The sequence below is a fragment of the Pseudazoarcus pumilus genome (genome assembly GCF_002872475.1).
GTDB lineage: Bacteria > Pseudomonadota > Gammaproteobacteria > Burkholderiales > Rhodocyclaceae > Pseudazoarcus > Pseudazoarcus pumilus.
Genome location: NZ_CP025682.1, coordinates 1,758,097 through 1,771,253 on the forward strand (window position 1 = coordinate 1,758,097; position 13,157 = coordinate 1,771,253).

The 13,157-nt window shown below is 67.1% G+C and carries 12 protein-coding genes; 3 read left to right on the top strand and 9 right to left on the bottom strand.

Annotated elements, in window-relative coordinates:
* Nucleotides 1-7 precede the first annotated feature (7 nt).
* A complete protein-coding gene (locus C0099_RS08490) occupies nt 8-898 on the bottom strand; it encodes an ADP-polyphosphate phosphotransferase (RefSeq protein WP_102247035.1) in 891 nt (296 codons plus the stop codon).
* 135 nt (nt 899-1,033) lie between these two features.
* On the opposite strand from C0099_RS08490, the gene C0099_RS08495 reads away from it, so the two are divergent.
* Nucleotides 1,034-1,237 carry a SlyX family protein gene (locus C0099_RS08495; RefSeq protein WP_102247036.1) on the top strand — a complete coding sequence of 68 codons (204 nt, stop codon included), beginning with the start codon at nt 1,034-1,036 and terminating at the stop codon, nt 1,235-1,237.
* A gap of 30 nt (nt 1,238-1,267) precedes the next feature.
* Here C0099_RS08495 and C0099_RS08500 read toward each other — a convergent pair whose 3' ends face one another.
* The 4 genes from C0099_RS08500 to C0099_RS08515 form a co-directional block, all read right to left on the bottom strand.
* Entirely contained in the window at nt 1,268-1,615 is a 348-nt protein-coding gene (locus tag C0099_RS08500) for a hypothetical protein (RefSeq protein ID WP_102247037.1), read from the bottom strand.
* Nucleotides 1,612-1,929, bottom strand: a complete 318-nt coding sequence (locus C0099_RS08505) for a hypothetical protein (protein WP_102247038.1) — start codon at nt 1,927-1,929, stop codon at nt 1,612-1,614. Before C0099_RS08505 ends, C0099_RS08500 begins: the two co-directional genes overlap by 4 nt.
* A gap of 137 nt (nt 1,930-2,066) precedes the next feature.
* Nucleotides 2,067-2,429, bottom strand: coding sequence for a hypothetical protein (locus C0099_RS08510; RefSeq protein ID WP_102247039.1), 363 nt, complete (start codon nt 2,427-2,429; stop codon nt 2,067-2,069).
* Nucleotides 2,430-2,475: 46 nt separating this feature from the next.
* Nucleotides 2,476-2,778, bottom strand: coding sequence for a DUF883 family protein (locus C0099_RS08515; RefSeq protein WP_102247040.1), 303 nt, complete (start codon nt 2,776-2,778; stop codon nt 2,476-2,478).
* Nucleotides 2,779-3,292: 514 nt separating this feature from the next.
* Here C0099_RS08515 and C0099_RS08520 point away from each other — a divergent pair.
* Together C0099_RS08520 and C0099_RS08525 are read left to right on the top strand one after the other, a co-directional pair.
* Nucleotides 3,293-6,550 carry a response regulator gene (locus C0099_RS08520; RefSeq protein ID WP_102247041.1) on the top strand — a complete coding sequence of 1,086 codons (3,258 nt, stop codon included), beginning with the start codon at nt 3,293-3,295 and terminating at the stop codon, nt 6,548-6,550.
* Complete coding sequence (locus C0099_RS08525; RefSeq protein ID WP_102247042.1) at nt 6,547-8,748, top strand: GGDEF/EAL domain-containing response regulator; 2,202 nt, start codon at nt 6,547-6,549, stop codon at nt 8,746-8,748. The genes C0099_RS08520 and C0099_RS08525 overlap by 4 nt, the downstream gene beginning before the upstream one ends.
* On the opposite strand, the gene C0099_RS08530 is transcribed toward C0099_RS08525, so the two are convergent.
* The 4 genes from C0099_RS08530 to asd all read right to left on the bottom strand — a co-directional run bounded on the left by C0099_RS08530 (nt 8,721) and on the right by asd (nt 13,155).
* A complete protein-coding gene (locus tag C0099_RS08530) occupies nt 8,721-10,379 on the bottom strand; it encodes a sensor domain-containing diguanylate cyclase (protein WP_164084891.1) in 1,659 nt (552 codons plus the stop codon). The two genes, C0099_RS08525 and C0099_RS08530, sit on opposite strands and share 28 nt — an antisense overlap.
* Nucleotides 10,380-10,381: 2 nt before the next feature.
* On the bottom strand, nt 10,382-10,825 hold the full coding sequence (locus C0099_RS15980; protein WP_164084892.1) for a hypothetical protein: 444 nt from the start codon (nt 10,823-10,825) through the stop codon (nt 10,382-10,384).
* A 2-nt stretch (nt 10,826-10,827) separates the two neighbouring features.
* Nucleotides 10,828-12,120 carry a hypothetical protein gene (locus C0099_RS08535; RefSeq protein ID WP_102247044.1) on the bottom strand — a complete coding sequence of 431 codons (1,293 nt, stop codon included), beginning with the start codon at nt 12,118-12,120 and terminating at the stop codon, nt 10,828-10,830.
* 165 nt (nt 12,121-12,285) lie between these two features.
* A complete protein-coding gene (asd, locus tag C0099_RS08540) occupies nt 12,286-13,155 on the bottom strand; it encodes an archaetidylserine decarboxylase (protein ID WP_102247045.1) in 870 nt (289 codons plus the stop codon).
* Nucleotides 13,156-13,157: the final 2 nt, after the last annotated feature.

Here is a 13,157-nt window from a genome sequence, read left to right on the forward strand (position 1 = left end):
TGCGCCCTCAGACCTCGCCCGCGGCGAGCGCCTTGCGCACCCGCGCCAGTTCCGCGCGACGCGCCTTGTCGGTTGCCGGATAGGCCAGATCGAGCGATTCGAGCGTGTCGCGGATGATCTGCGAGACGATCAGCCGCGCGTTCTTCTTGTCGTCGGCCGGCACCACGTACCACGGCGCCTGCTCGGTGCTGGTTGCCGACAGGCACTGTGCGTAAGCCTGCATGTAGGCGTCCCAGTGACGGCGCTGCTCGAGATCGGCGTCGGCAAACTTCCAGTTCTTGTCCGGATCATCGATGCGCGCGATGAAGCGACGGCGCTGCTCGTCCTTCGACAGGTGCAGGAAGAACTTGACGATGCGCGTGCCATTGCGGTGCAGGTGCGCCTCGGATTCGACGATGGAGCGAAAGCGCTGCGGCCAGAAGTCGGCGTGGTCGCGCTCGCCGTCGGGCAGTTTCTGCGCGGCGAGGATCTCCGGGCGCACACGCACGATCAGCACTTCCTCGTAATAGGAACGGTTGAAGATGCCGATGCGACCGCGCTCGGGCAACCGGCAGTGGGTACGCCACAGGAAGTCGTGGTCGAGTTCCTGTGCGCTGGGATGCTTGAAGCTGTGCACATCGCAGCCCTGCGGATTGACACCCGACATGACGTGACGGATCGCGCCGTCCTTGCCCGCTGCGTCCATGGCCTGAAAGATCAGCAGCAGCGCATAGCGGTCATGGGCGTAGAGCTTGCGTTGCAGGGTGGCGAGCTTCCTGGTGCCGGCAGCCAGCGCATCGCGGTAGGCGCGCGACGAGTCGTACAGCGGCTCGATCGCGGTCGGCCAGCGTGCCAGATCGACCTGGCTGTCCGGCGCGACGCGCCAGTCTCCCGACCGGATGTCTCCGACGTGCTTCATGCCCTGCTCCCCCGATGCGCAATGCCGCCATTCTGGCACCTCGCGGGTCTGCGGCGCACGCGGCGTATGCCGCGACGTGGCATTCGCGCATCACGGCGGGCACAATGCACAACCCGAACTCCGGCGCCGCGACCGATGGACGACCGCATCGAACGACTCGAAACCCGCTTCATGGCCGCCGAGGACCTGCTCGACGAGCTCAACCGCACGGTCTGGCGTCAGCAACAGGAAATCGACGCGCTGCGCCAGATCGTGCAACGCCTGGAAGGCCAGTTGCGCAGCGCGCACGCCGGCGTGCAGGCAAGCCGGCCGGAGGACGAGATTCCGCCACACTGGTAGGCCTCACGGCGGTGTGCCGCGGCCGGGGCGTCAGTCGGCCGGGGGTACATCCGTCGCGCCTGCGTCTTGATGCGACTGATGCACTCGAGCGCGCCACAGGACATAGGGCAGCATCCGCAGACCCAGCTGGAAACCACCTGCGATCAGGGCCCGCAATGCCGGGCGGCTCGCCGGCCCGGCGCTCGCCCGCAGCGGTGCAGGCCGCTTCCAGCCGAGCACACCGCCCAGCGCGAACGCCACGGCCAGACTGCCCGGACGCGAGGCGCGATCGAGGGCAGCTTCGCGGGCGCGGCGCAGATGATCGCTGACAGCGCGCCGACGCGCTGCCACCAGGCGCTCCTGATCGGTCACGAGGCGCATCGATGGCAGGCGCATCATGTATCGGCCTCGCTTCGTGCACGAACATCCAGCGACAATTGCCGACGCGTCGCGGAAAATTGCAGATTGCGGCTCATCAACACGCACACGCCGATGAAGCCGAGTGCAGCCAGCAGGTTGATGCCCGTCACCGACAACACCGCGAGCAGCGGATCGATCCCATCGGCAATCATCCACAGCGCCAGCGCGGCCGACAGCCCGATCCACACGGCGACGAAACACACCGCCGCGAGCAGTGCGCACACGAGCATCCACACCAGCGACAGGCTGGCGCGCCGCAGCTCCAGCAACAGCAGTTCGAGCAGCGCGGCCACACTTTCGCGCGCTGACGCGAAGGCGTTGGCAAGTTCGTCGAAGACACCCCCAACATTTTCGTGGCGGGGATCATCCGCGCGCGAGGGCTCGGTGCCGGGTGGATCGGCCCCATCACCCGGCGGGACGGACCGGTCGTTCACCGGCGCAGGATGCGACCCAGCACGTAGCCGGTGAGCACCGCGATACCGAGCGATTTGATCGGATGCGCCGAAACGTAGCTGCAGGTCTCGGCGACCAGCCTGCGCTGGGATGCCTGCAACTCCTCGCCATGCTCGGTCAGCCATTCGGCGGTCGGCTTCGCCGCCTCGACCGCGCTGTCGACGGCCTGGTGTGCCTTCTGCGCAATCTGCTCGATCGCGGGCGTAACCTTGCTGGCCGCTTCCTCGGCAGCGTCCGCGGTGGAATCGACCGCCTCGTGTGCGCGCGCAGAGGCTTTGGTCGCCGCGCGTTCGACCTTCTCGCTGTTGCCCGCGGCACTCTTGCCGGATGTCGTCGCCATAAATCTCTCCAGTATTCTCGGAAACGGTTCGCGCTCTATCCCCGGCCTAGCGGCGGGAATCGGACTTGTAACCCAGTGCCACGCCGATCAGCAGGCCGATGCCGGCGACCGCGCCGAGCACGGCCAGTGGGTGCGTCCGGACGTAGTCGCCGGTCACGTCGGCCGCGCGACCGGCGCGTTCTGCGACCACGTCTCGGGCGCTCTCCAATCCGTGCGCGATCTCGTCACGCGCGACCGACGCATTCTTCATGCTTCTGCGCCGGACTTCGTTGAGCACCTCGCCGGCATCCGCACCGGCCTCTTCGAGTTCCTTCATTACACGAGCAACTGCACTTTCTCTACGATTCATTTTGACTCCTCTGGATCGTTGTGATCGGCATGGTGCCTGGTCATCGACAGGAGGCGGCCTGCGGCGGGCCCGACACCGCACAGGCGCTGTGGCGGGCCACCAGCGAATGCCGGAAGTGATTCGGGCAAGCTACGCCCGCACCCCCGGACGGTCAAGCGTTCCGGCCGCAAGGCTGCCGCGCGCGAACGTCGCAAGCGACGCGCGAGCAGCGATCAAAATACAGGGGAAGACGGCGACGACGTTGTCGACAGCCCGCTGCCCGTTCCGCATTCGAAACCGCATGTTGCCGTGGCCTGACCCGGGCGCGACGTGACCGCGGGTGTGGTGATTACGTCTGCGAGGGCGGCCGCAATGACGCGTGAAAACCACAACGCGGCCATGGCGCACCGCCACATTCCTCGCAGAACTGGTTCCAGCACCGGTTTCGGAGCATCATGGGACGCGTCCGCAAGGATGGATTTCCGCGCAGCGCAACGAGGCGAACGATGCAACGGATCGGCACCCGAAGCCCGGCATGAAGAAGGCCATCGCGATCCTGCTCGCGTCCGCCCTTCTCGTCGCGGCGCTGCTCGTGGGCTGCGAGGACCTGTTCGGTCCGGCTTCGCGCAGGCCGGTGACGATCGGCCTGTACGAGAACCCCCCCAAGGTCTACACCGCCGGCAACGGCGAGCCGGCCGGCCTGTTCATCGAGCTCATCGAGGCCATCGCACACGCCGAAGGCTGGCGGCCAGCCTATGTGCCCTGCGACTGGAACGACTGCCTCGCGCGACTCGCAAACGGCGAGATCGACCTGATGCCCGATGTCGCGTTCTCGAGCGATCGGGCGGCGCGTTTCGACTTTCACCGCGTTTCGGTCACCAACAGCTGGTCACAGATCTACGCCCAGCCCGGGCGCGTCGTCGAGAGCATTTCCGACCTGAACGGCGCGCGCATCGCCATGCTGCACGGCGGCATCCAGCAGGATTTCGTCGAGCAACTGATGAACGCGGCCGGACTGCGCTTCGAATCCGTGCTGTTCGACAGTCTCGAGCACGCCTACGCAGCGGTGGAAGCGGGCGCGGCGGACGTGGTCGTGACCAACAGCTTCTTCGCCGCACGCAACGGTCACCGCTTCAAGCTGGTCGAATCGCCCATCGTCTTCCTGCCCTCGACCCTCTATTACGCCACCGCCAAGGGGCGCAACGCCGACCTGCTCTCGGCCATCGACGTACGCCTGCTCGAATGGCGGCGCAATGCCGGCTCGGTCTATTTCGACGCGCTGTATCGCTCCATGGCCGCTCCGCCCGAGCTGCTCGTGCCGCGCTGGGTGCAGTTCTCGCTGATCGCCCTCGGCGCGGGCGTGGTGCTCGCCATCGGCGTCGGCGTGCTGCTCCGCCGCAAGGTCGCCGAGCGCACGCGCGACCTGCTCGAAACGACCCGTCAGCTCGAGTTCGAGCGCGGCAACCTCGAGCACATCGTCGAGGAACGCACCGCCGAACTGGTCGCCGCGCGCGACGAGGCCGAACGTGCTTCGCACGTGAAAAGCGATTTCCTGGCCAACATGAGTCACGAGATCCGCACGCCGATGAACGCCATCCTGGGCATGCTCTATCTCGCCCTCAAGAGCGACGAGCTGTCGTCGTCGCTGCGCAACCACCTGAGCAAGGCGCAGGGGGCGGCGCACTCGCTGCTGGGCGTGATCAACGACATCCTCGACATCTCCAAGATCGAGGCCGGCAAGCTCGACATCGAGCACGTCGACTTCAGCCTCGAGTCCGTACTCGAGCAACTGACCGACGCCATCGGCTACCAGGCCGAACAGAAGGGCATCGAATTCCTGATCCGCTACGACCCGACGATTCCGTCGCAGCTCGTGGGCGACCCGCTGCGCTTCGGCCAGATCCTGCTCAATCTTTGCGGCAACGCGGTCAAGTTCACCGAGTCCGGCGAGGTCGAGCTGGCCTTCGCCCGCATCTCGGGCAACGACGAGAACCTCGTCGTGCAGGTTTCCGTGCGTGACACCGGCATCGGCATCGCACCCGAAGCCCAACTCAAGCTTTTCGAGAAGTTCTCCCAGGCCGACCAAAGCACCACCCGGCGCCACGGCGGCACCGGTCTGGGCCTGGCGATCAGCCGCAGTCTGGTCGAGCGCATGGGCGGACGCATCTGGATCGATGAATCGACCCCCGGCAAGGGCACGACCATCTGCTTCACGGTCCATCTGGGCCTGCCGCAACGGGTGGTCGGGCACCAGCGCGAGCTGGTCGCGCGTGCCGGCCCCTTGCTGCGCGGTGTGCGTGTTCTGGTGGTCGACGACAACGAGGTCTCGCGCGAGATCCTCGCCGAGATGCTCGATTTCTTCCAGGTCGAGGTGCTCACCGCGACCAATGGCGCCGAGGCCATCGCAGCGCTGCGCTCCCCCGGCGGGAAGCCGTTCGACCTGGTGCTGATGGACTGGCGCATGCCCGGCATGCAGGGGGACGAAGTCACGCGGCGCATCCACGGCGACCCGGAGATCACCAGCCGGCCGCGCATCGTGATGGTCACGGCCTATGGGCGCGAGGAGGTCATCCGCCTGTGCGAACAGGCAGGCGTGGACGGTTTCCTGATCAAGCCCGTCTCACCCTCGACGCTGCTCGACACCCTGCTGACCGTACTCGGTCGCGGTCGCGTGTTCGGCACCGGTGAGCGCCAGCGCCCCGCCACCCCCGACCTGGCCGTCAGCGGGCGGCTGGCCGGCGCACATGTGCTGCTCGTGGAGGACAACGACATCAACCGCGAATTCGCCACCGAACTGCTGCGCAGCGAGGGCATGAACGTGGACATCGCCGAAAACGGCCAGATCGCCGTCGAACGCGTGCAGCAACGCGACTACGACGCCGTACTGATGGACATCCAGATGCCGGTCATGGACGGGCTGGAGGCGACGCGGCGCATCCGTGCACTGACCGGAAGCGACGGCGCCGAGCGCTTCGCCCGTCTGCCCATCATCGCGATGACGGCACTGGCGATGGCGAGCGACGCCGACGAAAGCCGCGCGGCGGGCATGAACGACCACGTCACCAAACCCATCGCGCCCGACCGCCTGATGGGCGTCTTGGCACACTGGATCCGGCTCGCCGGCTCGCGCTCGCCCCGGCGCACCGACGAGGCGGCGAACGCGCGCGCACCAATCGCCAGCGCCCCGCCGGACGAGTTGTCGCGGCTGGCGTCGATCGACGCGCGCGCAGGCATTCGCCGCATCGGAGGCAAGGTCGATGCCTATCGTCGCCAGCTGCGCCGCTTTCGCGAGCACTACGGGAACGCGATGGACACGCTGCGCGCTCACATTACCGAGGCGCGTCCGGACGAGGCCGAGGCCTTCTGCCATGCGCTCAAGGGCGTGACCGGCAATATCGGCGCGAATGCGCTGCATGCGGCTCTGTCGTCGATCGACGAGGCACTCAAGGCCGGGCAGGCCCCGCCAGCCGCCTTGCTCGACGAGACCGCCTCGCTGCTCGCGCGCCTGATCGAGGACATCGACTCGCTCAGCGATGAACCCGTGACGACGGCGCTCGGACCGAGACTGACCACGGAAGAACTGCGCACGCTACTCGAACGCATCGGCCACGCCCTGGAGTACGATCTGGGAGCGGTCGAGCCGATGCTCGCGCAACTGCGCGCGGGCACGGCCGGAACACCGCTCGCCGAGGAGGTCTCGGCACTGTGCGAACGCTTTGATGTCTTCGACATCGATGGCGCGAGCGCCGTACTGCACCGCATCGCACAGGGACCCACGGAATCTCCCACATGACCGACGCCGCAACGCCCGACGAGAACCGGCCACGCATCCTGATCGTCGACGATGTGCACGAGAACCTGCACGCGTTGATGAACGTGCTGCGCGACGACTACGCGATTCTCGCCGCCACCTCCGGTGATCGCGCGCTCGAACTGGCGCGGCGCCATCCGCACCCCGATCTGGTGCTGCTCGACATCAGGATGCCGGGCATGGACGGCTATTCGGTTCTGACCGAACTGAAGATCGACCCGTCCACGGCGGGCATCCCGGTGATCTTCGTCACCGCACTGTCCGAAGCCAGCGACGAGGCGCGCGGGCTGGCCATGGGTGCGGCCGACTACGTGACCAAGCCGGTCAATGCCGAGCTGCTGCGGGTACGCGTACGCAACCAGATCGAACTGCAACGCTATCGCCGCAATCCGGTGATGTACGACATCACCTCGCCGTCCGAGCCCACGCAAGTACCCTCGCTGCTGGTGGTCGACGACGTGCCCGAGAACGTGCACGAACTGCTCGAGGCGCTCAAGGACGAATACCGCGTGATGGTCGCGTGCAACGGCAACAAGGCGCTGGACATCATCACCGGCCCCTCGCCCCCGGACATGGTGTTGCTCGACGTGCGCATGCCCGGCATGGACGGTTACGAGGTGTGCCGCCACATCAAATCGACGCCTGCCGGCGCGCGCATCCCGGTGATGTTCGTGACCGTGCTCGATGCCGCGCACGACAAGGTGCGCGGTTTCGAGACGGGGGCGGCCGACTACATCACCAAGCCCTTCGACATCGACGAGGTGCGCGCGCGCATCCGCACGCATCTGGAACTGGCGCGGCTGCGCGGCTTTCTCGAAGACCTCGTCGCCCAGCGCACGGCAATGCTGCAGGTCAGCGAAGAGAAGTACCGCACGCTGGCCCATCGCGACGCGCTCACCGGCCTGCCCAACCGCGTGCTCTTCGCTGAACTGCTCGCGCACGCGCTGGCGCACGCCGAACGCGTGGATGGGCGCTTTGCGCTGCTGATGCTCGATCTGGACAACTTCACCACCGTCAACGAGAGCCTCGGCCACAGTCTCGGCGACCAGTTGCTGATCGGCGTCGCCCAGCGCCTGCAGGGCGAACTGCCGGAGAGCGACGCGATCGCCCACATCGGCGGCGACGAGTTCAGCATCCTGCTCGAACACCACGCGGACGGCCCGTCCGTCGACCTGCTCGCCCAGCGCATGATCGAAGCGCTCGCCGCCCCGTTTACGATCGGCGGCAACACCGTGTACGTGGGCGCGAGCATCGGCATCGCGCTGTATCCGGACGACGGCAGCGATGCCGAGGCGCTGCAGAGCAATGCCAACGCCGCGCTGCATCAGGCCAAGCTCAATGCACGCGGCTCGCTGCGCTTTTTCTCGCCGGAGATGTCGCGCCGCGCGCGCCAGCGCCTCGCGCTGGAAGCCGACCTGCGCCGCGCACTCGACGAGGACGAACTCGAACTGCATTACCAGCCCCAGGTGGACCTGGCCAGCGGGCGCATCGTCGGCCTGGAGGCGCTGGTGCGCTGGAACCGCCCGGAACACGGGCTGGTCGCCCCCGACGCGTTCATCCCGTTTGCCGAGGAAAACGGCATGATCGTGCGTATCGGCGCGTGGGTGCTGCGCAAGGCCTGTATGCAGTTCCGCCACTGGCTCGACGAAGGCCTCGGGCCGCAGCGCATCGCGGTCAACATCTCGGCCATCGAACTGTCGCGCGGCACGCTGATGCGTGCCGTCGACGAAGCGCTCGAGCACAGCGGTATCGATTCGTCGCAGCTCGAACTGGAAATCACCGAAACCTTCGTGATCGCAGACCGCGAGCAGTCCTTCCGTTCCATCGATGCACTCAAGGCCGTCGGTGCGCGTTTCTCGATCGACGACTTCGGTACCGGCTATTCCTCGCTGGCCTATCTGCAGCAACTGGCCGCCGACAAGCTCAAGGTCGACATGTCTTTCGTGCGCGACATCACGACCAATGCCGGCAACGCATCCATCGTCAAGGCCATCGTCGCGGTGGGTCACAGCCTGGGTCTGGAGATCGTCGCCGAAGGCGTCGAGACGCAGGAACAGGCACTGGCGCTGCGCGCCCTCGGCTGCGACGCGATCCAGGGCTATCTCGTCAGCCGACCGCTGCCGGCCGCCGCCATGGGCGAATTCCTCGCCAACTACGAGTCGCTGCGCCTGCCCAGCTGATCGCTGGCCGCGGCCTCTTCCTCGCTGCCGGCGAGCACGCAGCGATTACGCCCCAGGCGCTTGGCCGCATACATCGCCCGGTCGGCGGCGAACAGCAGCGCGCTGCGGTTGGCGCCATCGTCCGGGTAGCTCGCCAGCCCGATGCTCGCCCCGATCTGTACCTCGGCACCGTCGGCCAGGCGAATCGGCGCGGACAGCGCGGACAGCACCGCCCGGGCGAACTCGCGCATGGCCTCGTCATTCTTGCGACAGCCGTAACAGGCGAGCACGAACTCGTCGCCACCGACGCGTGCGACCAGATCCGACGAGCGGCGCAGCACCGCAGACAGGCGGTGTGCGACTTCGACCAGCAAGGCATCCCCCCCCGCGTGGCCCCAGGTGTCGTTGGCCTGCTTGAAGCCGTCCAGGTCGATGTAGAGCAGCGCGCAGCCGGCCGCGTTGCGCTCGGCCTCGGCCAGTGCGCGGTCGATGTAGGCCTCGGCGCCACGCCGGTTGATCAGATCCGTCAGTCCGTCACGCTCGGCCACGCGCAGCGCGGCCTGTTCGCGCTCGCGCCGCGAAGTGACGTCGTAGAGCACGCCTTCGATGAAACGAAAACCGCCGTCCGCCGCGCGCGACACGGACAGCAGGCAGTGCACCCATTGACGCGGTGCCTCCGGATCGCCCACCAGTTCCAGGTCGGCCGCGGCGACATGTCCGGTCGAACGGGCGTCCTCGACCAGCACCCATGCCTTGTCCGGGCGCATGAACAGGCGCGAGAAAAAGTCCGCGCCGCGCGCGCCACCGGCCGGATCGGCCGCCTCGACACCCTGCAGCCGCTCGGAGAGCACGGCATTGCTGTTGATCAGGCGTCCGTCCAGATCGAGCACCATCACGCCGACGCTGGTCGATTCGAAGATGCGCTTGTAGTGCGCCTCCATCGACTCGACCCGTTCGCGCAGCGCACGTTCGGACTCGATCGCCGCTTCGCTCGCTGCCAGATAGCCGTTGACGCTGTCGGCGAGCAGCCCGATCTCGGTCTTGCTGTGCCGTGGCGGCACTTCGATGCGCTCGCCGCTGCCCGGATTGACACGCTGGAGCTGACGCGTCAGTCGCGACAGCGGCCGCCCCACGACACGCCGGAACGCGACCACGCCGATGATGCCCAGCAACGCGGTCTGCCCGAGCAGCAGCGCCAGCTGATGCAGGGCGGCGCGCTGCGCGCGCTGGGCGAGCAGGACGATGTCGGGGAGGATGGTGAGCTGACCGATACGCGCCCGCGGAAAGGTCGGCTCGTAGAGCGGAAAGCTCATCTCGGTCCCGGGATCCCAGCGCGGCGGCGTGTGATCGTTCCAGCGCATCACCTGGTAGCCGCTGTCGGATTCAAGCAGTACCGCCAGGATCTCGTCGTTGCGCAGCAGGCCGTCCATGACGTCGCGCCCGATCTCCTCGCTGGTGACGAACACGGCGATCGACGCCGAACTCTGCACCGTGGCCACCAGGCTGTCGAGGGTGTGGCGACTGCGCTCGGTCTCGTGATCGTAGGCCACGCGATAGACCGCGGCACCGGCGACGATGCCGAACAGCACGGCAGCGGCAGCCAGTGCCAGCAGCAGGCGCCGCTCCAGGGATCCGTTGCCGTGCCGCTTCAAGCTCAGTCCCCGAAATGCAGGACGACTCGCACGCGCGCGTCGGACGGTGGGGTCGAGACGTAGCCGATCGCGAGCGGCTCGCTCGCGACGGCTTCGATGACTTCGGCGTCGCTGACGCGCACCTCGGGCGGCGTGACACGGCCGGTGAAGCTCAATCGCGCCCAGTAGGCATTGACCTGAGGGAGGGTCATGCCGGCGAGTTTGAGAAAGAAACGCTCGCGCACCGGCGCGTGGCCGGGCTGGTCGACGAGCACCGCGAAGTGGCCGCTGCCGAAACTGCGGCTGCGGCCCAGGTACAGGCTGGCGACCTTGTCGATGCCGAGCGCATGGACCGGATTGTCGCGATGCACGATCACGTACACCTCGGCCTGCGCGGTCGCGGCCAGCCCCGCCAGGATCAGCGCGCAGTACAGCCGGATGGAGAATCGCGGGAAGCGTCGCATCATCGTCAGAAGACGAAATCCATCGAGATCGACAACACGTCGATACGCCGACCTTCGTTACCGCCAACGACATTGTCAACTTGCCACAGACCGTAGCCGTGACCTTTGACATGGCTGCGATCCCACTGCAGCTTGAGCGCGGCCTGATCGGCGAAATCCCAGCGCACGCCCAGGGTCAGCGTGCGTTGGTCTATGCGAAATGTATTGTACGCAGCCAACACCCGGCGCTGCAGCAGATCGGCATCGGCCCCCAGCGCAGCCCAGTCGTTGGCCGCCTTGCGCGCATCGCGCGAGGGGTGGAAGCGCGCAAGGCTCACATACGGCGTGAAGGCACCGATGCGCCGCGCCACACTGAGATAGCCGGTGGTGCCGCTGGCGACCAGATGACTGTCCGCGTCGACGCGCGCGAGTTCGCCCTGCAGCACCCAGCGACCATCGTCGTAGGCCGCGCCCAGCGAGTGATAGCGCACGGTGGTGCCGTCCAGATGCAGGTCACGCCCAAGCCGCGCCGCCTCGTCGCTGATCGGACCGAAGCCGCCGGCGGCGAGCCCGCCCAGCGCGGCGCGCGCCGGATCCAGGTGCGGATCGCCGTCAACCTCGAATACCGACAGTGCTGCCTTGAGCTGCCATGGTCCGCGCTCGGCGAGCACCGAGAGATTGCGAATACGATCCGCGCCGAAGTCGAAATGTTCGTCCTCGGTCAGCGGAAACGGCGTGGAACTGCGTCCGAGCTGGGTCTTGAAGGTGAAGCGCGTCTGGCCGGCATCGAAGCGCCAGGCCAGATCGGCACCGTCGATCGAATACAGCGGAATCCAGCCGTAGAATTCGCGCGGCGGGCGCACCCAGGTCTGGGCGTAGCCCAGGCTGCGATGGTCGGAGAGCAGGAACACGTCCTTGCCGACACGACCGACGCGCAGGTCGAAGGCATCCGTCGGCCGCCACGCCAGATAGGCCCATTCCACCGCATCCTCGAGCGAGGAGCCTTCGCGATGGCGGGCGACGAGCTGGGTCGCGAACTCCCACTGCGGCGAGAAGCGATAGCCCGCCTGCACGCCCAGGATGGAGTCGCTGCGCCAGGTCCCGTCCCGATCCGGGGGCACCGGCTGGGTGACGTCGCGCAGGAAGGCGACATCGTCCGTGTGCTCGTGCGTGTAGCCGAGGCTGCCGAAACCCCGCAGATGAAAACCGTCGACGGCGCCGGCCGACACCGGCATGGCCGCACAGACGGCCGCGACCAGGCCGGCGAGTGCGCGCGACCAGAGACGCAGCACGGCGAATCCGTTGCGAATCTCCTGCAAGTCCTGCTCCCGAATCTGATGCACTGGATTGGGGCGAGTGTACGTCAGCGAAAGCTGATGTGCGCTTGAGAACGATCAAGTCCGTGGAAAATCGCGCACTTGCGTGACATATCTGGCTTTCGACACCGTGTCACCGATACGCCACGGCATTGCGCCGCATGACATTCAGAATCCGCTTTGGAACTGCGTCGGCAGCGAGTGGGCCATGATTTCTCCAAGCCGCACCGGGCGTCCTTCGCACCAGCCGGCATCGAACACAACGGTGTCGCGCGGAAACAGCATCACGACCGTCGAACCGAGCAGGAAGCGACCCATCTCGGCACCGCGCGCGAGCACGACTTCGCCATCCGCGTACGACCACTCGCGCACCGTACCGGGACGCGGCGGATTGATCACGCCGTGCCAACTCGTCGCCATGCTGCCGACGATCGTAGCGCCGACGAGCACCATCACGAAGGGCCCTTCGTCCGAGTCGAAGACACACACCACGCGCTCGTTGCGCGCGAACAGCCCCGGCACCGTGCGTGCCGTGAGCGGATTGACCGAGAACAGCGATCCGGGCACGTGGATCATGCGGCGTAGGCGTCCGTCGCACGGCATGTGGATGCGGTGATAGTCGCGCGGACTCAGGTACAGCGTGGCGAAGCTGCCATCGCGAAATGTCTCGGCCAGCCCTCGGTCGCCACCGAGCAGCGCGGTGCAGGTGTACTCATGCCCCTTGGCCTGGAGAATGCGCTCGCCGTCGATGCGTCCGCACTGGCTGATCGCCCCGTCGACCGGACACAGCAACCCGCTCTCAGCCAGAGGCCGCACGCCCTCGCGCAGGGCGCGCGTGAAGAATGCGTTGAAACTGGCGTAGGCGGCGACGTCCGGCTCGGCAGCCTCGCTCATGTCCACGCCATAGCGGCGCACGAACCAGCGGATCACCGCCGTCGTCGCCGCGCCGCCCTCGAGGTTGGCGAGCCGCCCCATCAGCGCGGTCAGCGCCTGCTTGGGCAGCAGGTATTGCGGCAGGACGGCAAATCGGTCGGACACAG